Source organism: Mycobacterium avium subsp. avium (assembly GCF_009741445.1).
Taxonomy (GTDB): domain Bacteria; phylum Actinomycetota; class Actinomycetes; order Mycobacteriales; family Mycobacteriaceae; genus Mycobacterium; species Mycobacterium avium.
Map to the genome: position 1 here is coordinate 3,590,607 of NZ_CP046507.1, position 20,356 is coordinate 3,610,962.

Annotated in this window: 21 protein-coding genes; 14 read left to right on the top strand and 7 right to left on the bottom strand. The window is 68.5% G+C overall.

Going from position 1 to position 20,356, the window contains the following annotated elements; all coding sequences use genetic code 11:
• The first annotated feature begins 48 nt into the window (after positions 1-48).
• The 3 genes from MAA44156_RS16605 (at position 49) to MAA44156_RS16615 (ending at position 3,081) form a co-directional block, all read left to right on the top strand.
• Positions 49-939: an Rv1363c family protein gene (locus MAA44156_RS16605; RefSeq protein ID WP_009975056.1), complete on the top strand. Its 891-nt coding sequence runs from the start codon at positions 49-51 to the stop codon at positions 937-939.
• A complete protein-coding gene (locus MAA44156_RS16610; protein WP_009975055.1) occupies positions 936-1,499 on the top strand; it encodes a hypothetical protein in 564 nt (187 codons plus the stop codon). The genes MAA44156_RS16605 and MAA44156_RS16610 overlap by 4 nt, the downstream gene beginning before the upstream one ends.
• Before the next feature lie 217 nt (positions 1,500-1,716).
• Positions 1,717-3,081, top strand: coding sequence for an alpha/beta hydrolase (locus tag MAA44156_RS16615; RefSeq protein WP_009975053.1), 1,365 nt, complete (start codon positions 1,717-1,719; stop codon positions 3,079-3,081).
• A 5-nt stretch (positions 3,082-3,086) separates the two neighbouring features.
• On the opposite strand, the gene MAA44156_RS16620 is transcribed toward MAA44156_RS16615, so the two are convergent.
• The 3 genes from MAA44156_RS16620 to MAA44156_RS16630 all read right to left on the bottom strand — a co-directional run bounded on the left by MAA44156_RS16620 (position 3,087) and on the right by MAA44156_RS16630 (position 5,983).
• Positions 3,087-4,262 carry an acyl-CoA dehydrogenase family protein gene (locus MAA44156_RS16620; protein ID WP_009975051.1) on the bottom strand — a complete coding sequence of 392 codons (1,176 nt, stop codon included), beginning with the start codon at positions 4,260-4,262 and terminating at the stop codon, positions 3,087-3,089.
• A complete protein-coding gene (locus MAA44156_RS16625) occupies positions 4,246-5,244 on the bottom strand; it encodes an acyl-CoA dehydrogenase family protein (protein WP_009975049.1) in 999 nt (332 codons plus the stop codon). Before MAA44156_RS16625 ends, MAA44156_RS16620 begins: the two co-directional genes overlap by 17 nt.
• A gap of 121 nt (positions 5,245-5,365) precedes the next feature.
• Entirely contained in the window at positions 5,366-5,983 is a 618-nt protein-coding gene (locus MAA44156_RS16630; protein WP_003877272.1) for a nitroreductase family protein, read from the bottom strand.
• A 243-nt stretch (positions 5,984-6,226) separates the two neighbouring features.
• On the opposite strand from MAA44156_RS16630, the gene pcaC reads away from it, so the two are divergent.
• From pcaC to MAA44156_RS16660, 6 genes are all read left to right on the top strand, one after another.
• The gene (gene pcaC / locus MAA44156_RS16635) at positions 6,227-6,613 is read left to right on the top strand and encodes a 4-carboxymuconolactone decarboxylase (RefSeq protein WP_003872991.1); all 387 of its coding nucleotides are present in this window, start codon (positions 6,227-6,229) and stop codon (positions 6,611-6,613) included.
• A complete protein-coding gene (locus MAA44156_RS16640; protein ID WP_009975046.1) occupies positions 6,610-7,503 on the top strand; it encodes an NAD(P)-dependent oxidoreductase in 894 nt (297 codons plus the stop codon). Before pcaC ends, MAA44156_RS16640 begins: the two co-directional genes overlap by 4 nt.
• A 235-nt stretch (positions 7,504-7,738) precedes the next feature.
• Positions 7,739-8,830, top strand: coding sequence for an amidohydrolase family protein (locus MAA44156_RS16645; protein WP_009975045.1), 1,092 nt, complete (start codon positions 7,739-7,741; stop codon positions 8,828-8,830).
• 36 nt (positions 8,831-8,866) lie between these two features.
• Entirely contained in the window at positions 8,867-10,009 is a 1,143-nt protein-coding gene (locus tag MAA44156_RS16650; protein WP_009975044.1) for an amidohydrolase family protein, read from the top strand.
• 1 nt (position 10,010) lies between these two features.
• Positions 10,011-10,424 carry a Rieske (2Fe-2S) protein gene (locus MAA44156_RS16655; protein WP_003872995.1) on the top strand — a complete coding sequence of 138 codons (414 nt, stop codon included), beginning with the start codon at positions 10,011-10,013 and terminating at the stop codon, positions 10,422-10,424.
• A gap of 15 nt (positions 10,425-10,439) precedes the next feature.
• Entirely contained in the window at positions 10,440-11,306 is an 867-nt protein-coding gene (locus MAA44156_RS16660; RefSeq protein WP_010948952.1) for an alpha/beta fold hydrolase, read from the top strand.
• A 5-nt stretch (positions 11,307-11,311) separates the two neighbouring features.
• Here the strand turns inward: MAA44156_RS16660 and MAA44156_RS16665 are convergent, their stop codons facing one another.
• Positions 11,312-11,785 (bottom strand): hypothetical protein, encoded by a 474-nt coding sequence (locus tag MAA44156_RS16665; RefSeq protein WP_003872997.1) that lies wholly within the window; start codon positions 11,783-11,785, stop codon positions 11,312-11,314.
• Positions 11,786-11,821: 36 nt separating this feature from the next.
• On the opposite strand from MAA44156_RS16665, the gene MAA44156_RS16670 reads away from it, so the two are divergent.
• Positions 11,822-13,132 (top strand): NADH-ubiquinone oxidoreductase-F iron-sulfur binding region domain-containing protein, encoded by a 1,311-nt coding sequence (locus MAA44156_RS16670; protein WP_009975040.1) that lies wholly within the window; start codon positions 11,822-11,824, stop codon positions 13,130-13,132.
• Positions 13,129-13,425, top strand: a complete 297-nt coding sequence (locus tag MAA44156_RS16675) for a ferredoxin (RefSeq protein WP_003877260.1) — start codon at positions 13,129-13,131, stop codon at positions 13,423-13,425. Before MAA44156_RS16670 ends, MAA44156_RS16675 begins: the two co-directional genes overlap by 4 nt.
• 3 nt (positions 13,426-13,428) lie before the next feature.
• On the opposite strand, the gene MAA44156_RS16680 is transcribed toward MAA44156_RS16675, so the two are convergent.
• Genes MAA44156_RS16680 through MAA44156_RS16690 form a run of 3 tightly spaced genes read right to left on the bottom strand, consistent with a single transcriptional unit; the run spans position 13,429 to position 16,145 of the window.
• Positions 13,429-14,385 carry an LLM class F420-dependent oxidoreductase gene (locus MAA44156_RS16680; RefSeq protein WP_009975039.1) on the bottom strand — a complete coding sequence of 319 codons (957 nt, stop codon included), beginning with the start codon at positions 14,383-14,385 and terminating at the stop codon, positions 13,429-13,431.
• 12 nt (positions 14,386-14,397) lie between these two features.
• Entirely contained in the window at positions 14,398-15,141 is a 744-nt protein-coding gene (locus tag MAA44156_RS16685; protein ID WP_009975038.1) for a hypothetical protein, read from the bottom strand.
• A gap of 11 nt (positions 15,142-15,152) precedes the next feature.
• Positions 15,153-16,145, bottom strand: a complete 993-nt coding sequence (locus MAA44156_RS16690; protein ID WP_029248381.1) for an NAD-dependent epimerase/dehydratase family protein — start codon at positions 16,143-16,145, stop codon at positions 15,153-15,155.
• Positions 16,146-16,686: 541 nt separating this feature from the next.
• Here MAA44156_RS16690 and MAA44156_RS16695 point away from each other — a divergent pair.
• The 3 genes from MAA44156_RS16695 to MAA44156_RS16705 are packed head-to-tail and all read left to right on the top strand — an operon-like array spanning position 16,687 to position 20,185.
• Complete coding sequence (locus tag MAA44156_RS16695; RefSeq protein WP_009975035.1) at positions 16,687-18,339, top strand: thiolase C-terminal domain-containing protein; 1,653 nt, start codon at positions 16,687-16,689, stop codon at positions 18,337-18,339.
• Entirely contained in the window at positions 18,336-19,370 is a 1,035-nt protein-coding gene (locus MAA44156_RS16700; RefSeq protein WP_009975034.1) for an alpha/beta hydrolase, read from the top strand. Before MAA44156_RS16695 ends, MAA44156_RS16700 begins: the two co-directional genes overlap by 4 nt.
• Entirely contained in the window at positions 19,370-20,185 is an 816-nt protein-coding gene (locus MAA44156_RS16705) for an NAD(P)-dependent oxidoreductase (RefSeq protein WP_023880325.1), read from the top strand. Before MAA44156_RS16700 ends, MAA44156_RS16705 begins: the two co-directional genes overlap by 1 nt.
• The last annotated feature ends 171 nt before the right edge of the window (positions 20,186-20,356 follow it).

Here is a 20,356-nt window from a genome sequence, read left to right on the forward strand (position 1 = left end):
AGACCTATAGGAGTCAGTCGATCATGAGGGCGACGGGCAGCGAGCACCATGGCTGATGCGAAGAAGCCGCCGCACGATTCGGCCACCTCCGACGAGGACGTGAAGGCCTTGCTCGAGGAGGCCGAGGCCGAAGCGGCCGAAGCCGAAGCGCTGGCCGCGGCGGCGCGCGCCCGCGCCCGTGCCGCCCGGCTCCGGCGGGAAGCGCAGGCTCAGGCGGCGAAGGCCGCTGCAGAAACCTCCGAAGCCGACGAGCATGCGGCCGACGACGAGCCGGCGGAGACCGACGATGAGGTCTCCGACAGCGTGGAAGCAACCGACGCCGACGACACGGAGACCACGCAAGCGCAGACCAAGGAGGCGGCCAAGGAAGCCGAGCCCAACGAGGAAGCCGCCGAGGAAACCGCAGAGGACGCAGAATCGGAATCCAAGGCCCGCTCCCGGCGCCGCCTGCGGTTGCCGTCGTGGTCCGTGGCGTGGAAAGCGGCCGTCATCGCCCTCATCTGTGCTTTCGTCGCCGCCAGCGGATACATGATGTGGGAGCGCCATCAAACCTCCGAGCGCAACCAGCGCATCGCGAACTTCCTGGCGGCAGCCCGGCAAGGGGTGGTCAACATGACGTCCCTGGACTTCAACAAGGCCAAGGAGGACGTCCAGCGGGTGATCGACAGCTCGACCGGCCAGTTCCGCGACGACTTCCAGCAGCGTGCAAAGGATTTCACCACCGTCGTCGAGCAGTCCAAGGTGGTCACCCAGGGCACCGTGAACGCGGCGGCCGTGCAATCCATCGACGGGAATTCCGCATTGGTGCTCGTCGCGGCGACGTCGCGGATCACCAACGCCGCCGGCGCCAAAGACGAGCCGCGCAACTGGCGGCTCAAGGTGACCGTCACCGACGAGGGCGGACAGTACAAGATGTCCAAACTGGAGTTCGTTCCATGAGCGAGGACAACCGCAGCAGCGACGCCGCCGACGACTCTGCCGACCGGCCCGAACCCGGTCGGCCCCGCGCGCGACGCAACGTGAAAGTTGTTCCGATCGTTTTGATTTCGCTTCTGCTGATTTCCGGCGCCGGGACGGCCTGGCTCTACTTCAAGGAGTACCTGCCGGACAAGCGCACTGACGCCCGGGTCGCGAGCGCGGTGGTCAATGCGGCGTCCGACGGAACGGTCGCGCTGCTGTCCTACTCGCCCGACACGCTCGACAAGGACTTCGCCGCCGCCAAGTCGCACCTGTCCGGAGATTTCCTGTCGTACTACAACCAATTCACCGAGCAGATCGTGGCTCCGGCCGCCAAGCAGAAATCGCTGAAAACCAACGCTCGGGTGTTGGGGGCCGCGGTTTCGGATCTACGTCCGGACTCGGCCGTCGTGCTGGTGCTGGTCGACCAGAGCACCACCAGCAAGGACAACCCCGACCCGGCGATGGCGTCCAGCAGCGTGCTGGTGAGTCTGACCAAGGTCAACGGCAAGTGGCTCATCACCAAATTCGACCCGGTCTAGGCGCCCGGTGAATGCCGTTGCGCCGCCGGCATTCACTGTGCGCTGACGGCGACGACACGCTGACAACGGCCGCCGTGGCGTGACAGTCAACGCGGTGACTTCGCGCTGCGGCCCGCGGGCCACCCAGACGGCCTCCAAGAATCCGTCAAGGATTCCGCGAGGCCGGCATTCGATCCTCTTCTCAGCCGAACCATCGATGCGCCGAGGAGGAATCGCCATGCCGAGCAACCACATTTCGCTGGTGCATGGGTGGCTGCCGGTGGCGATCCAGGCCGTGGCCGGGATAACGCTGAGCCTGGCCGCCGGATGGCGGTCGTGGCGCTGGCGGCTGTTGTGGCTGCCGTCCGCCGCGGTTTTGGGGGTGACGACGGCCGTCGGGGCGCACCGCTGCATCAGCACGCGGGCCCCGCAGGCGCTGTTCGTCTGGATCGCGTTGGCCGGCATGGCGATCGCGATCCTGCTCCTGGGCTGGCGCGGTGCGCGGTGGTGGCGACGCGGGCTGTCCATCCTGGCCGTACCGCTGTGCCTGCTCTGCTCGCTGCTGGTGCTCAACCAGTGGGTCGGCTACTTCCAGACCGTGCAGAGTGCGTGGAGCCAGTTCACCTCCGGTCCGCTGCCCGACCAGACCGACAGGGCCACCGTCACCACACTGGCGGCGCGGGGCGCCAAACCGCCGCACGGCAGCCTGGTGCCGGTGCAGATCCCCGAGGACGCATCGCATTTCAAGCATCGCGAGGAGCTGGTGTACCTACCGCCGGCGTGGTTCGCGAGCTATCCGCCGCCGCAACTGCCGACGGTGCTGATGATCGGCGGCATGGTCAACACCCCCGCCGACTGGGTGCGCGCCGGCAATGCGGTGGACACCGTCGACGCGTTCGCGGCCGCCCACGGTGGCAACTCGCCGGTGCTGGTGTTCGCGGACCCGGGCGGCGCGTTGGACAACGACACCGAATGCGTCAACGGCAGCCGCGGCAACGCCGCCGACCACCTGACCAAAGATGTTGTGCCCTATATGATTTCGACTTTCGGCGTCAGTAAGGACCCGTCCCGCTGGGGCATCGTCGGCTGGTCCATGGGCGGGACCTGCTCGGTGGACCTGACCGTCATGCATCCGGCGCTGTTCAGCGCGTTCGTCGACATCGACGGCGACCTGACCCCCAACACGGGAACCAGGGAGCAGACCATCGCCGACCTGTTCGACGGCAGTGCCGACGCGTGGGCGACATTCGATCCGGCGACGGTGATCGCCCGCCACGGCCGCTACACCGGCGTGTCCGGATGGTTCGCGATCTCCTCGACCGGCTCGCCGTCACCGCGCCGCGACGTCGACTCCACCGCGATGGCGGTCGCGGGCCGGGCCGCCGCCGATCCGGGTGACCAGGCCGCCGCTGCCGCCTCGCTGTGCGCGCTGGGCCGGGCCAACGGCATCGACTGCGCGGTCGTCGCCCAGGGCGGACACCACGACTGGCCGACCGCCGGCACGGCCTTCGCCACCGCGTTGCCGTGGCTGGCCGGCCAGCTGGGCACTCCGGGGGCGAGCCGGATTTCCTTGCCCGGCAACGCCTCTCGGCAAGCGCTGTGACGGCGCTAACCGCGCGGCAGGCCGAGCACCCGCTGGGCGATGATGTTGCGCTGGATCTCCGAGGTGCCCCCGGCGATGGTCCCGGAGAAGCTGCGCGCGTAGCGCTCGAACCAGCTGGCGAAGTAGTGGTCGAGGTTCATGTGCGCGTACGGCCCGGTCTGCCCGGGGTGCACGAGTCCGTCGGCGCCCGCGGAGGTGAGCGCCAATTCCATGGCGCGCAGCTCGGCTTCCGAACCGAGCAGCTTGAGCACCGAGATGGCGGCGACGTCGTCTTCGCCGCGGGCGGCGCGGGCCAGCGCCGCCGAGCCGAGCAGCCGCAGCGCCTGTCTGTCCATGATCGTGGTGGCGTACTGGTCGCGCTCCACCTCGGTGCCGGGCTGGAAGTCGGCGATCATGTTCTCCAGGCGGTCCGCGAACCCCAGCCACATCATGGTGCGCTCGTGACCCAGCGAACCGTTGGCCACCAGCCACCCTTGGTTGAGTCCACCGACCAGGTTCTCGGCCGGCACCCGCACGTCGGTGAAGAACACCTCGTTGAAGTCCTTGTCGTCGATCGAACAGATCGACGGGAACGGCCGGCGGACCAGGCCCGGGGTGTCGGTGGGGATCACCAGGGCGCTGATTCCCTTGTGCTTGGGCGCATCTGGATCGGTTCGCACGAAGGTCAGCAGGACGTCGGCGTCATGCGCCCCGGAGGTCCACACCTTTTGCCCGTTGACCACGAAGTGGTCGCCGTCCAGCACCGCGCGGGTGCGCAGCGAGGCGAGATCCGAACCGGCGCTGGGCTCGCTCATGCCCAGCGACGCGGTGATCTCGGCGCGCAGGATCGGCACCGCCCAGCGCTGCTTTTGTTCGTCGCTGCCGAACGACAACAGCGACGCCGCAACGATATTCACGCCCTGCGGGTTGAAGCTGTGGTAGATCCGGCGGCGGCTGAGTTCCTCGAGATAGACGAACTGTTGCAGCACCGTGGCGTTGCGGCCGCCGTACTCCGGCGGCTGGCTGGGCAGCAGCCAGCCGTTGTCGAAGAGCAGCCGTTGCCAGCGGCGCGCCCACTGGGGCATGTGCGAGACCGATCGCGGACGTTCCAGGGTTTCGCTTGCCGGGGGCAGGTTTTCGTCCAGGAACGCCGCGAACTCGGCGCGGAACGCCTCGACGTCGGGATCAAAAGTCAGCTGCACGGTATTCCTCTGCGATCCGCGCCCGGTGCTCCGCCGCGCCGCCCAACATCAGCTCACCCGCCTTGGCCCGCTTGAGCGCGAACTGCAGGTCGTTCTCCCAGGTGAATCCCATGGCGCCGTGCAGCTGCAGGCCGTGCCGGAAGGCCAGCGACTGGCACTCCCCCGCCGACGCCTTGGCCATTGCGGCGGCCAGCCGGCGCCGGGGGTCATCGGCCGCGATCGTCAGCGCGGCGAAATAGGCCAGCGCGCGGGCCCGTTGCACGGCGACGTGCATGTCGGCGACCTTGTGCTGCACGGCCTGGAACGAGCCGATCGGCACGCCGAACTGCTGACGGCTTTTGACGTGCTCGAGCACCAGATCGAGGATGCGCTGGCAGGCGCCGACCATGGTGATCGCCATGCCGGTCAGCGCCACATGGTGTGCGCGCTCGGGATCGACGCTCAGCCGGGCGCTGTCGGGCACCCGCACCTCGGCGAACGACAGGTCGGCCACGTGCAGCACCGGGTCGAACACCGCCGTGCGCCTTGCCGACACCTGATTGGCCGCGGTGATGAACACCCCGGCGTCGGTCACCACCGCGAGGCGGTCGACGCGGTCGCCGTCGAGCACGTGGCGCGCGGTGCCGTCCAACACCCAACCGTCGGCGTCCCGGTAGGCGCAGACCCCGCCGTATACGGCGGTCCCGGACTGGTGCGGATCGAAGTGCTCGCCCACCAGCGGCGCGAACTGGCTCATCGTCGCCAGGAAGGGTGTGGGGTCGGTGGCGTGGCCCAGCTCTTCGAGAACGATGGCCAGCTCGACGGTGCTCTCCGGGTCGTTGAGCTCCGTCCAGCCCTGGTCCACGTAGGACTTCCACAGCGGGCTGGGGTCGACGCCCTCCTCGGCCACGCTGCGCACCAGCGACGGCGGGCATTGCTTGGTGACGGCGTCGCGCACCGTGCTCTGCCACAGCCGCTGATCAGCATCGAATTCCAACAGCATCGGCGCCGCCTCTCGTCGTGACCGTCCCGGCGAGAATAACATTCTCGGTTGCGGAAGTAATAATCTCGAAATCCGGGCATGCACTCACGCGACGCCGGTGGCGGGCCGGAATTCCCGTGCGTTAGAGGCCGCTGAGCAGGCCGTCGGCCGGGGCGTCCCAGCGGTCGAGGTTGACGAACTCGGCGAGCGGACGGCGGCGCAGCGGCCCGTGCTTGCCCTTGGGCCAGCCGACGACGATGTGACCGGCGATCATCCAGCCCTCGGGCACCCCGACGGCCTCGCGCAGCAGTTGTTCCCCGCCATAGGACGCCCAGCTGGTCAGGCAGGCGCCGAGCCCCTGGGCGCGGGCGGCGAGCAGGAAGTTCTGCATGGCCGGGAAGATGGACCCGCCGAGCAGCAGCTCCGAGGCCGTCGGGTAGTGCGCCTGGGCGAACAGCACGGAGGTGAATTCGCCTGCGCGGTCGTGCAATTCGTAGGTGGCCCGGTAGGTGCGGGCGCGACGGCTGTGGTCGTCGGGGGCGGGCCGGCTCATTCCGTAGACCGGCTCGATCACTTCCAGCGCCTGGGCCGCGGCTTTGGCCACCACCGCCCGTTGTTCGGGAGAGCGCAGCACCACGAACCGCCAGCCCTGCGCGTTGGCGCCGGAGGGTGCCCACCTGGCGGCCCCGAGGCAGCGCGCCAGCGTCGCATCGTCCACCGGTTCGTCGGTGAAGCGCCGGATGGTGCGGGCGGTCGACATCACTTCCCAGACGTCAGCGGTTGCTTGAGCCACTGCCTCTCCTCACCTTTCCCCGGTCATCCGAAAACGTATTACCGTCCCCCACAAGCCAATTAGCCGTCAATGCGGCCCGGCAGTCCGCCACCGCGGACGGGGACGGTCCGTTTGACCCTCGACTGTAGACCTGCGGACCCGGGGCACGGTGTAAGACTGCGCTCAGGCAATCGGAGCCTCAGCGAAGGACCTCAGCGAAGGAGAAGTGCATTGGATCGCGAAAGATACGAGCGGGGGTTGCGAATTCGCTCCGACGTTCTGGGCGAGCAGTACGTCAACCGGGCGTTGGCCGACGCGGACGAGTTCACCCGGCCCCTGCAAGATCTCGTCACCGAATACTGCTGGGGTGCCGTGTGGGGCCGCGAGGAGCTGCCCCGCAAGACCCGCAGCATGCTCAACCTGGCGATGATCGCGGTGCTCAACCGGCCCAACGAATTGCGGATGCACATCAAGGCGGCCCTGACCAACGGTGTGACCCGCGAGGAGATCCGCGAGGTGTTCCTGCAGGTGGCCATCTACGCCGGTGTGCCGGCGGCGGTTGACAGCTTCCGCATCGCCCGCGAGGCGTTCGCCGAACTCGATCGGGAGAACTCATGACGATCGGCTTCATCGGGCTGGGAAACATGGGATTTCCCATGGCATCTCGGCTCATTCGCGAACAGCACGACGTCGTCGCCTTCGACAGCCGCCGCGAGGCCCTCGAACGCCTCGTCGCCGCCGGGGCGCGCCCCGCCTCGTCGCCGAAAGAGGTGGCCGACGGCGCCGAAACGGTGCTGGCCAGCCTTCCCACCCCGGGCGCGTCACTCGAGGTGGCCACCGGCACCGCGGGCGTGATCGAAGGCGCGCGGGTGAAGCGTTATGTCGACCTGTCCACCGTCGGCAGCCGGACGGCGATGCGGATCCACGACCTGCTGGCGCGGCGGAACATCGTGGCCATCGACAGCCCGGTCAGCGGCGGCGTCGGCGGCGCCGAGCAGGGCACGCTGGCGCTCATGGTGTCCGGCCCGCGCGGCGAATTCGACGTCATACGAACCACACTCGAAGCCCTGGGCCGACCCTTCTACGTCGGCGACAAACCGGGCGCGGCGCAGACGATGAAGCTGGCCAACAACATGCTGGCCGCCAACGTCTTGGCCGCCACGGCCGAGGTCGTCGTGATGGGGGTCAAAGCCGGGCTGGACCCCGCCGTGATGATCGAGGTGCTCAACGCCGGATCCGGCGCGACGAGCGCCAGCCGCGACAAGTTCCCCCGCGCGATCCTGCCGCGCAGCTTCGACTACGGCTTTGCCACCGGCCTGATGGTCAAGGATGTGCGCCTCTATCTCGACGAGGCGAAGGCGCTCGGCGTGCCCGCCGAGGTGGCCGAGACGATCGCGCGGCTGTGGGAGACCGCGGCGCGCGAGGAAGGGCCGGAGGCCGATTTCACGACGGTGATCAAACCGCTGGAGCGGGCCGCCGGCGTCACGGTGGGCCGGTCCGCGCGGTAACCGCGACGGCCCGGCCGGGGCGACGCGCCGTTACTAATCTGCACGAGAATGTTATTATCCTAATTGAAGAACCCAAGTGGCCCAGCCAGCCGATAAATGCCCTCTCACCAGGGAAGACGATTAGACGAAATGCTTACCGGAAACCCATTGATGCGGCGCCGACGAGAATGTTAGATTGCCTATCAGATGATCTTGCCCGGCTCGCTTCGGCTGCCGGAGCCGAAGGGTGGCTCTCGTGATCGAACACGCTGACGGAACACGCACGCCCGTCAGCGATGCCAGCGTGCACATCTTCTTCCCGTCCAACAAGGACCTGCGTTCCTTCCTGCGCGAGCCGTTCAAGAGCCGCGGTTTCCCCGACTACGAAATGGACTGGTACGGCGCGCCGGGCAGCGAGTACGCGCCCAACACCGACGGGCCCGACGGCCAGTACCCCGGTTCCGACCCGGAATTCGTTGCCCAGGAACTGTTTTCGAAACGCGGCGTCGACGTCGCCGTGCTGCATCCGATGGGGCGCGGCATCATGCCGGACCGGCATCTGGGCAGCGCGCTGCACGCCGCGCACAACGAGATGATGGTGTCGCGCTGGCTGGACTCACCTGAATTCGGCGAGAAGTTCCGCGGCACCATCCGGGTCAACCCCGACGACATCGCCGGCGCGCTGCGCGAGCTGGAGAGATGGCGGTCGCATCCGCGCGTCGTGCAGCTCGGCATCCCGCTGCAGTCGCGGGAACTGTACGGCAAACCGCAGTTCTGGCCGCTCTGGGAGGCCGCCGCCGACGCCAACCTTCCGGTGGCCGTGCACATCGAGACCGGAGAAGGCATCGGGTTTCCGCCCACCCCGTCCGGGCACACCCAGACCTACGAGCAGTACGTCAGCTTCATGGCGCTGAACTACCTGTACCACCTGATGAACATGATCGCCGAGGGCGTGTTCGAGCGGTTCCCCGCACTGAAATTCGTGTGGGCCGACGGCGCCGCCGACTTCCTGACGCCGTTCATGTGGCGGATGGACACCTTCGGCCGGCCGCACCTCGAGCAGACACCGTGGGCACCGCGCATTCCCAGCGATTACATCCCCGGGCACGTGTATTTCGTGCAGGGCAGCCTGGACGGGCCCGGCGACGCCGACTTCGCGGCGGAGTGGTTCGGCTTCACCGGCAAGGAAGACATGGTGATGTTCGGCTCCAGCTATCCGCACTGGCAGTGCGCCGACGTGCACAAGCTGCCCCCGGCGCTGTCCGCCGAGCAGCGCGAGAAGCTGTGCTGGCGCACCGCGGCGGATCTGTACGGGATCGACATTTCTGTCGACCTGGCCGCGAGCTAGTCGCAGAATAGGGAAAGGGATACGGAGGAGGTCGCCATGACGCTCACCCACATGCAGGAGCGGGTCCCCGCCGCCGAACGCATCGCCGTCCGGTGCGTGGACTCGGATGTGCACCCGGTGCCCAAGCGGGGCGAGATCACCCCGTACATCCCCGAGCGGTGGCGCAAATTCTTCTTCGAACACCGAGTCGGCGAACTCATCTACTACGACGCCCCCGACTACGCGCACGCCTTCGCGATGCGCACCGACACCTTCCCGCCGGACGGCGAGTTCCCCGGCAGCGACCCGGACATGGCCTTCCGCCAGCTGATCATGGAGGCGGGCTCCGACATCGCCATCCTCGAGCCCGCCGGGCGCACCCCGCGGATCGGCGAGGCGCACCAGGCGTACTGCAGCGCGCTCAACGACTGGCAGGCCAACCACTGGCTGGACAGCCGCAACAACTGGCACGAACGCTGGCGCGGCTCGATCTGCGCCGCCATCGAGGACCCCGAGGGCGCCGTCGAGCAGATCGAGAAGTGGGCCGGCCATCCCTACATGGCGCAGACCCTCATCAAGGCCGAACCGCGGCCGTCCTGGGGACACCCCAAGTACGACCCCATCTGGGCCGCGGCCACCAAGCACGACATCGTGGTCAGCTGCCACCTGTCGCGCAGCAATTACGAGATGCTGCCGACGCCTCCGGTCGGATTCCCCAGCTACAACCACGATTTCATGGTCACCTACTCGCTGCTGGCCGCCAACCAGGTGATGAGCCTGATCTTCGACGGTGTCTTCGACCGGTTCCCGACCCTGCGGATCGTGTTCGTCGAGCACGCGTTCACCTGGATCCTGCCGCTGATGTGGCGGATGGACGCGATCTACGAGGCCCGCAAGTCGCGGGTGGAGATCAAGCGCAAGCCAAGCGAATACGTCAAGGACCACATCAAATTCACCACCCAGCCGCTGGACTACCCCGAGGACAAGACCGAGCTGACCCGGGCGCTGGAATGGATGGAGTGCGACAAGATCCTGCTCTACTCCTCGGACTACCCGCACTGGACGTTCGACGACCCGCGCTGGCTGGTCAAGCACCTTCCCAAGGCGGCCCGCGACGCGGTGATGTACAAGAACGGCATCGCGACCTATCACCTGCCCGAGACGGTGCCGGTGCTCGAGGGTCAGGTCCGGGTGCTCTGAATTGGCATCCGAAACCGAGGGGGCCCAGACCAAGCGGCCCGAACCCCGACTCGCCCAGGGCCGCGAGCACGTCGTCGCCACGGTAGACGAAATCCCCCCGGGCACACACAAACTGGTGCCGATCGGTCGCCACGGCGTCGGCGTGTACAACGTCAACGGAACCTTTTACGCGATCGCGAACTACTGCCCACACCAGGGCGGCCCGCTGTGTTCGGGGCGGCCCCGGGGGCGCACCATCGTCGACGAGACCGCGCCCGGTGACTCGGTCATGGTGCGCGACCTCGAGTACATCTACTGCCCTTGGCACCAATGGGGTTTCGAGCTGGCGACCGGAACCACCGCGGTCAAGCCGGAGTGGAGTATCCGCACCTACCCGGTGCGCGTCGTCGGCAACGACGTCGTGGTGCAGGCCTAGCTACAGGAGAATCGGGTGCCTTCTATCGAGGTCAACGGCGGGAATGTGGTCTACGAAATCCTCGGTGACTCAGGTGATCTCATCGCGCTGACGCCGGGCGGACGGTTCAGCATGCAGATCCCCGGCCTGCGGCCGCTCGCCGATGCGCTGGTCGCCGGCGGCTATCGGGTGCTGCTGTGGGACCGGCCCAATTGCGGCGCTTCCGATGTGCAGTTCTACGGGCAAAGCGAATCGCACATGCGCGCCGAAACGCTGCACAAGCTGGTGACCGGGCTGGGCTTCGAGCGCTGCATCCTGGCCGGAGGCTCCGGTGGGGCAAGGGATTCCATGCTGACCACGATGCTCTACCCCGAAATGGTGACCAAACTCGTGGTGTGGAACATCGTCGGCGGCATCTACGGCACCTTTGTGCTCGGCTCCTTCTACATCATCCCCAGCATCCTCGCGGTGCGGGGCACCGGGATGGACGGTGTGATCAAGGTGCAGGAATGGCGCGAACGCATCGAGGAGAACCCGGCCAACAAGCAGCGGTTCCTCGATTTCGACTCCGGCGAGTTCCTCAAGGTGATGCTGCGCTGGCTCAACGCTTTCGTGTCCAAGCCGGGCCAGACCATCCCGGGCGTCGAGGACGAGATGTTCGACCGAATCACGGTGCCCACCTTGATCATTCGCGGCGGCGAGAACGACATGGATCACCCGAAACGGACGTCGCTGGAAGTCAGCTGCCTGATCAAGGGGTCCAAACTCATCGATCCGCCCTGGCCAGAGGACGCATGGGAGCGCGCGTCCGAGGACCGCGCCGCGGGCCGGGTGCAGCACTTCAACATGTTCGACACCTGGGTGCAGGCCGCACCCGCGATCCTGGAATTTTTGGGGTCGTGATGGCTTTACCGAGTGCGGATGTGGACTTCGCAGTTCAGCGACGCTTCCAGGGCGGTGTGGATGCGGCTTTCCGGAATCCGCTCCAGGTCCTGCTCGCGCAGCGTCACGTAGACGATGTCGAATCCCTCGTCCCCGGCGGTCCTTTCGATGTCCCCGGTGAGCCCGAACCCCGACAGCACCCCGTGCGCGTCGTCGTCGGTTCCCCGGCTGATGAAGGTGACCACCCCCGGGACCGGAGTGGACTGAAACGCTTTGGCGCACAGGGTGACAGCGACGTCCCTGGCCGCATCGCCGTGGTCGGCGGCGATGAGCAACTCCACCTCGCGGCGGCTCGCCGGCATGGCGGCCAGGTCGTTGTCGACGACGTCGGCGCCCGCCGCGCGCGCGAGCCCGAGGAGCGCTGCCATGCCGTCGCGTAGTTGTGCAGCCGTGCACTCACTCTTCGGGTCGACATTGACGCGCACCACCGCAGTTCGCATGTGCGCAAGCCTAACTAACACCTTGGCAGGCCAGCCGTGAACACCACACAGTCCACCACCGTCGTCACCGCAATCGCGCCGAGCTGCCGGCCGCGGTTGCTGACCGGACAGCCCGGGCGTGAAGACCTCGCCGCGTACCGCGGGCTCGGCGGCTATCGCCCGCTCGCCGACGGCGAGCAGTTGCTCAGCGAGGTCGAGGCCAGTGGCCTGGTCGGACGCGGCGGCGCGGCGTTCCCGCTCGGGGTGAAGTTGCGCACCGTCCGCGACAACGGCCGCGCGGCGCCCGGGGCCGGCGGCACCGTCGTCGTCGCGAATGGCGAAGAGGGAGAACCGGCTTCGATCAAGGACCGTTGGCTGCTGCGCAACCGCCCGCACCTGGTGCTGGACGGGTTGCGGCTGGCGGCCGCGGTGGTCGGCGCCGAGCGTGGCTACGTGTACGTGTCCGACCCGGAAGCCGCGCACAGCGTCGAATCCGCGCTGGGCGAGCTGGATCCCGACACGCTCGACGGTGTGACGGTCACGCTGTCGACGGTGCCGGCCGGATACGTGGCCGGCGAGGAGACCGCCGCCGTCCGCGCGCTCAACGGCGGTCCGGCCAAGCCGACCGACAAGCCGCCGCGCCCCTTCGAGGCCGGCGTCGGCGACCGGCCCACCCTGGTGAGCAATGTGGAAACCCTGGCCAACCTGCCCTTCCTGCAGTCCCACGGCGCATCCGCGTTCCGCGCGCAAGGCACCCCCCTGTCGCCGGGCACCTTCCTGGCCACCATCAGCGGGGCCGGCCGGCCACCGGTGCTCTACGAGCTCGCCCACGGCACGCCCTTCACCGAACTCCTTGCCCTGCACGGTGTCTCGGCCAACGCAGTGCGCGGCGCGTTGATGGGCGGCTACTTCGCCGGCCTACTGAATCGCTCCGTGCTGCAGACCACGCTGGACCACGAGACGATGCGGCGCTTCGGCAGTGGACTGGGCTGCGGTGCGATCTCGGTCCTCACCGACGACTGCCCCGTCGCGGTCGCGGCGTCGGTGCTGGCCTACTTCGATCGCGAAAACGCCGGCCAGTGCGGGTCGTGCTTCAACGGGACGGCGGCGATGGCCGCCGCCGGCGGTGCGCTGCGCGACGGCGCCGCGACGACCGAAGGCGTCGACCGGTTGCGGCGCTGGTCGGTGCTGCTGCGGGGCCGCGGCGCCTGCGCGACGCTGGACGCCGCCACCAATGTGGCCGCCAGCCTGCTCGACCAGTTCCCGGACGACGTCACGGCCCATCTCGACGGGTCGTGCCCGGATTGCACCCGCGGCGCGTTCCGCGCCGACCGTCCCTACCAGGCGGAAGTTGCGAGGCAGGCATGAGAATCCGGTTGGACCGCACCGTGTGCGACGGCTTCGGCATCTGCGCCAAGCACGCGCCGGGATACTTCTCGCTGGACGACTGGGGGTACGCGTCGCTGATCGGCGACGGCACGGTGGCCGAGGCGGATCGCGACGCGGTGATGCGCGCCCTGCTGGACTGCCCGGTGCACGCCATCGCCGAGATCGGCGAGCGCACCGCCCCTTCCCACCGCCCACCGCTGGCCGAGGCGACGGATCCGGCCGAGCACCTGAAAACCGAAGAGAACGAAGCAGAGTGGGGCTTCACCCGCTGAGCCTCACAACGCCGGGCACACCGCCGACAGGAACTCGTGAGTGCGGCGCCGCGATTCGGCCCGCTCGCGCGCGTCGTTGCCCAGCGGCACGATCCGCGCCGCCAGGTCGGTAGCGCCCGCGTCGCGGTACCGCCGCAACCTGCGCAGCACGGCCGACTCGTCGCCGGCCGCCATGGTGTCGCCGACGTCTTCGGCGTCGCCGTGCTGCAGCAGCCGGACGTAATTCGGGGAGAACTCCGCGTGACCGAGCATCTCGCCGGCATAGGCTCGCGCATCGTCGATCTCGCTGTTCGAGCAGACTGCGACCGGAACCCCGGCGACGACTCGAGGCGCCGGCCGTCCGGCACCGCCGGCCGCCGCGGTGATCCGCGGCACCACATGCTCGCCGATCGCCCGCTCGTCGGCCATCCACAGTATGGTGCCGTCGGCGCGCTCGCCCGCCAGTTGCAGCATCGTCGGCCCCAGCGCCGACAACAGGATCGAGACACCGAATGAATCCGTGACGTCGACCGGCGAATGCACGCAATAACTTTCGTTGTCGACGTCGACGCTGCCCGGTCCGGCGAACGCCGCGCCGAGCACCTGCAGGTAGTTCCTCGTCAGGCGTGCCGGACGTTCATAGGGCAGTCCCAGTTGGCCGTTGACGATCCAGTGATGCGAGGGCCCGATGCCCAGCGTGAACCGCCCGCCGCAGGCGACCTGGGTGGTCAATGCCTGCTGCGCCAGGGCCATCGGGTGGCGGGTCTGGATCGGGACCACCGCCGTTCCGATCTCGATGCGCTCGGTGGCCTGCCCGATCAGCGTCACCGCGGTGAGCGCGTCGAGGTAGCCGGGCACCTGGGGCATCCAGAACGCGGTGAAACCGCCGCGTTCGGCGGCGGCCGCGTCGTCGACCAGCCCGGCCAGCCGCTCGGCACGCGTCCGCTCCTTGTCGGAGCCGACCATCAATCCGATTCGCACGCCGCCCCCCGGCTACGGGACATAGCGATCCCATTCGTAGGGCACCACCGCGAAAAACGATGCGGCAAACAGGGGTTCGACGCCCGCATCGGCCCAGCGCGCGGTCAGCGCCGGCCGCATCCGCTGGGCGGTCGCGACCGGGTCGTCGTCGACAAAGCAATAGGTGATCGACTGGGCTTCTTGCGCGTTGCTGGAATCGGCGAAAATCCGCCGGGACGACGCCGACCACGCCCCGGCGACGCCGTCGACCTCGACCAGCGGATCGACCGGCGCCGATCCCCGCTCGACCAGCAGCACCGCGCCGCGCACCGGCAGCCAGGGCAGCACATCGGCGCCGACCTTGACCCGCGGCGCGGCCACCTTGCGCCCCACGTCGTACACGCCGCGCTGCACCGGGGGCAGCAACGGGACCTTGCGGCCGGCGTCGCCCAGCGCGGTGGACAGTTCGTTGAAGCCGCGCAGCCCGGACCCGTCGGTGAAGAAGTACGTCATCACGTGATCGACCGCGTCCAGCGGCCCGTCGCCGACCGCGCGCGCCGCCCGGCACGCCGGAGTCGACACCAGCCGCAGCGAGGCCCGCACCGCGGCCAGGCGATGCTGCTCCGGGCGGTGGTCAAGGGTGTGCCAGCGCAGGTAGTCGGCGTCGTTCCCGTCGGGATGGCGGGTCGCCATCGAGACGAACAACGTGGTGATCTCGCCCCGCCCGGTCGCGAGGACCTCGGCGACTTCGTCGGATGGCCTTCCGGAAAGTTGCATCGCAGCAGTCCTCAGGATGTTGCCGGATCGGCTTGGCGCAGTGTGATTTCCGGGTGACGGGCCTCGATCATGCGCCGAAATCCGTCGCGCCAGGGCACTTTCGTCCGGCCCAGCACTGCATGCATCCGGGTGACATCGGGCCACAGCGGCGTGTGCGCCCGCTCGGTGTACTCGAATTTCGGCTCCACACCGATCAATTGGCCCATGAATGTGCAGTACTCCTCCACGCTGACCGTTTCGCTTCCCGCCCAGTTCACCACGACCGGTGGCGTGGCGGCCACCTCCATGGCGCGGATGCCCAGCTCCACGTAGTCGTCTTCGTAGATCGGGTTGTAGTTGTTGGGCTTGTCCGGGTGCAACCGAATGGGCTTGCCCGCCAGCATCGCTTCCAGACGATCGGCGGGCGCACCGCCCTGCGGCCCGTAGGTGGAACAGATCCGGATGATGGTCAGCGGAATCTGAAAATGCCGGGCGACCCAGGTGCACACCGCTTCGGCCGCCACCTTGGAGATGCTGTAGTTGGCCCGCAGCGGCACCCCCGGCGGGTCGGATTCGGTCAGCGGCCGGCGCCCCTGATAGGCGTACACCGAGCCGGTGGAGCAGAACACGAAACCCTTGGCGGCGCGGCAGTGGTAGAGCAGCTCGCCCGACCGCTGCGCGTTGGTTTCGAGGCAGCGGTTCCAGTCACCCGCGCCGGTGTCCACCGCGGCGTGCAAGACGTAGCTGAAATCCTCAGGGAGACCGGAGAAGTCGCCCGCGCCGACGTCCAGGGAGACGGGTTTGACACCGGCGGCGACGAGTTTCTCGCGGGCCGCGGGGTCTTTCAGCCGGGCCACGCCCCACACCTCGTTGCCGGCCGCGGCCAGGGCGCGCGCGATCGGAAAGGCGATTTTGCCCGTCGCCCCGGTGATCAGAATCTTCTCCGCCTCGAGCAACGGACCTCCCAATGTGAAGTACTTGATATCGCGGTTGGAGCATAACCCCGGCGCGACACGAAACGCCATGACAGCGCTCGGTGGTCGTGGCGTCGGCGAAACGAACCTGGTCGTCGCGGTGGCACCGGAATAAGCTAAGACTCCCAACGTCGTCGGGACGGCCCCACGGGAGGCCCACCATGAGATGGTTTGTCCGTCGTTCGACGGTTGTCGTTGCGGTCGCGTTCATCGGTATGGCGGTAGCGGCGACAGCGACGCCGGGAGTCAGCTCCGCGGAGTGCGATCGCAACATGTCGTGGAATCGGACGACGGGTGAGTGCAGGGTGCCACCGGCGCCGCCGGACTGGTACCGGCCCCCGCCGCCATACGCGCCGTCGTTTGCCGGGCAGGACGTGCCGCCCCCGCCGCCGCGGCCCTGGTGGTCACCCAACGAACCCATGTGGAGTGTGCGCTTTCACCAATGGGGCACCTATATCGGCGGCACCTGGGTGCCATTTTGATCCGGCACCTCGGTGCCGTCTTGACGGTGTCATTCAGCGCGTCCGCAAGTAGTGATAACGTGATTCTCCGAATCGTATAACGGTCCTACCGTGCTACTCGCGGAGGTGACGTGTCAGCACCCGGACGCCCACTGCCCCTGGTCACCGAGGAGAACGAGTTCTTCTGGACGTCGGGCGCCGACGGAAAGCTGCGCCTGCAGGAATGTCGGAGCTGCGCATCGCTGATCCACCCGCCCGCGCCGGTGTGCCGGTACTGCCGGTCCCGCGACATCGGGGTGCGGGCCGTCTCGGGCAGGGCGACGCTGGCCGGATTCACCGTCAACCACCGCTTCAGCCTGCCGGGAATGCCGGCGCCGTACGTGATCGCGCAGGTGGCGATCGCGGAGGACCCACGGGTCCGGCTGACCACCAACATCGTGGAGTGCGATCCCGACCGGCTCGAGCTCGGCCAGGCCGTCGAGGTCGTCTTCGAACAGGCCGACGACGTGTGGTTCCCCCTGTTTCGGCCTAGCGCGGATGGTGAGCCGAGCCCGCTGCCGGCCGACGAAATCGCCCCCGAGCGGTTCGGCGACCACGTCCGGCCCATGCTCACCACCGACAAGTTCGAGGACAAGGTCGCCCTCACCGGGATCGGCATGTCACCGATCGGGCGCCGGTTGATGCAGCTGCCGCTGGCGCTGACCGTGCAGGCCTGCGAGGCGGCCATCGCCGACGCCGGCCTGACGTACGCCGACATCGACGGCCTGTCCACCTATCCCGGCGCGATCAATGTCGCCGGGATGGGCGAGGGCGGCGTCACCGCCCTGGAGGCCGCGTTGGGCATCCGGCCGACGTGGCACAACGGCGCCATGGAGACGTTCGGGCCCGGCGGCTCGGTGATCGCCGCAATGCTTGCTGTCGCAGGCGGTTTGGCGCGCCACGTGTTGTGCTTCCGCACGCTGTGGGAGGCCACCCACACCGAGCTGATGAAGCAGGGCAAGATCACCCCGTCGATGGGCCGGATGCAAGGCTGGCAGATGCCGTTCGGCGCCACCTCGGCGGCGCACACCCTGGCGATGAACGCCCAGCGGCACTTTCACCGCTACGGCACCACCAAGGAGACGCTGGGCTGGATCGCGTTGAACCAGCGGGCCAACGCCGAGCTCAACCCGACCGCGATCTACCGCTCGCCGATGACCATGGAGGACTACCTGGGCGCGCGGCCCATCACCACGCCCTTCGGCCTCTACGACTGCGACGTGCCCTGCGACGGCGCGATCGCCGTCATCGTCTCGGCCGTCGACGCCGCCCGCGATCTGGCTAAGCCGCCGGTGCTGGTGGAGGCGGTGGGCACCCAGATCATCGAGCGAACCGATTGGGACCAAAGCACTCTCACCCACGAGCCGCAGGTGTTGGGCCAGGCGGCACACGTATGGACGCGCACATCGCTGCGCCCGTCGGACGTCGATGTGGCCGAGTTGTACGACGGGTTCTCGTTCAACTGCCTGTCCTGGATCGAGGCGCTGGGATTCTGCGGAATCGGTGAGGCGAAGGAGTTTTTGGACGGCGGCAAGAACATCGCCCGCGACGGCCAGCTACCGCTCAACACGCACGGCGGTCAGCTTTCGCACGGCCGCACCCACGGCATGGGTCTGCTGCACGAAGCCATCACCCAGCTGCGCGGCGAGGCCGGCGACCGCCAAGTCGCCGACGCCCGCGTCGGCGTCGTCAGCAGCGGCGGCCTGACCCCGAGCGGCGTGATCCTGCTGCGGGCCGACCGGTGAACGGCGCCGCGCCGCGTCCCCGACTCGTCATCGTGGACGGTGTGCCGATGTCGGCACTGGTGGCCGAGGCCGAGGATCCCAAGGCCGTGCTGGTGGCCATCCACGGCGGCGGCACCACCGCGGTCTATTTCGACTGCCCGGGCCACCCGTCGTTCTCGCTGCTGCGGGCCGGCGCCACAGCGGGATTCACCGTGGTGGCGCTCGACCGGCCGGGCTACGGCAGCTCGGCCCCCTATCCGGGGGCGATGACGCGGCCCGAGCAGCGCGTCGAGCTCGCCTACGGGGCGGTGGATCGCATCCTCGGGCAGCGGCCGCGCGGCGCCGGGCTGTTCTTGATGGGCCACTCCGGCGGTTGCGAGCTTGTGCTGCGGATGGCGGCCGACGAGCGGGGGGCGGACCTGCTCGGCATCGAGCTGGCCGGCACCGGTCGGCACTACCACCCCGCCGCCCGGGAGATCCTCAAGACCGCGACGCGCGAGCGTCGTCCCGCCGGACTGCGCGAACTGTTGTGGCACCCGGAAAACCTTTATCCGCCTGAGGTTCTCGGCGGTGCGACGGTCTCCCCGAGCGCCCCGTCCTACGAGGACCAGATGGTGTCGAACTGGGCCCGCCGGGATTTTCCGGCGCTCGCCCCGGCCGTGCGTGTCCCGGTGCACTTCAGCATCGCCGAACACGAAAAGGTCTGGCAGAACGACGCTTCGGCGATGGACGAGATCGCGGCGCTGTTCACCGGTGCGCCGGAATTCACCGTGCACCGGCAACCCGGCGCCGGGCACAACATCAGCCTCGGGTACACGGCGGCCGACTATCACGCGACGGTGTTGTCCTTCGCGAACGCCTGCGCGACCGCCGGCCCGGCGCCGAACGTGAAATTAGCTTCACGCTCGGCGTCGAACGTGAAATTAGCTTCACGCTCGGCGGCCGACGGGGAGCCGGCGGCCGACGGGGAGCCGGCGGAGGACGGGGAGCAGGCGGAGGACAGGGAGCAGGCGGCGCACGAAACGACGGCGGCGCAGGAGGAGGCGGGTTGATGCGCGTGGGATTCATCGGGTTGGGCAGCCAGGGCGGGCCGATGGCGCGCCGGATCGTCGAAGGCGGCTACCCCACCACGCTGTGGGCGCGCCGACCCGCGACGCTCGAGGTATTCGCCGACACCGACGCGAAGGTGGCCGGCTCTCCGGCCGAACTCGCCGCGGCCAGTGACCTGGTCTGCCTGTGCGTCATCGGCGACGCCGACATCGACGAACTCACCGACGGCGAGCATGGACTGCTGTCGGCGATGCAACCCGGCGGGGTCATCGCGGTGCACAGCACGGTGCACCCCGACACCTGCCGAAAACTTACCAAACGGGCTGCGGCGCTCGGGGTTTCGGTCGTCGATGCGCCGGTCAGCGGCGGCGGTGGCGCGGCGGCCGAGGGCCGGCTGCTGGTGATGGCCGGCGGCGACGCCGACGTGGTCGAGCGCTGCCGTCCGGTGTTCGAAACCTACGCCGATCCGGTGGTTCACCTCGGTGAGCTGGGATCCGGGCAAACCACCAAGCTGCTCAACAACTTGCTGTTCACCGCGAACCTGGCCACCGCGGCCACCGCCCTGTCGCTGGCCGAGCAGCTCGGTGTCCGCCCCGAGCGGCTCACCGAAGTCGTCTCGCGCAGCAGCGGAAACAGCTTCGCGCTCAACGCGCTTGGCGGCATCGGCGGGCTGGATCAGCTGGCCGGCGTGGCCGGAGCGTTACTGCGCAAGGACGTCCGGCTGGTCGTCGACCTCGCCGAGCAGGCTGGGGCGGCCGGCGGCGCGGTGCTCGACGCGGCCGATGCGGCCCTGGCGCTGATGGGCCATCCCCGATGATTCCCCGGCTGGGCCCGACCAAGCGGTTGACCGGGTGGGGCCGATGATCGCGAACAGGGTTTGAAATACCAGCGTTTTGGTCTTTTCGGTTCGTCATGAAGGTATTACCGTTACCGTTACAGTCAGGGACTCCGCTGTAAAGGTTTCAGCCCGACCTCGCCGCTGAGGAGG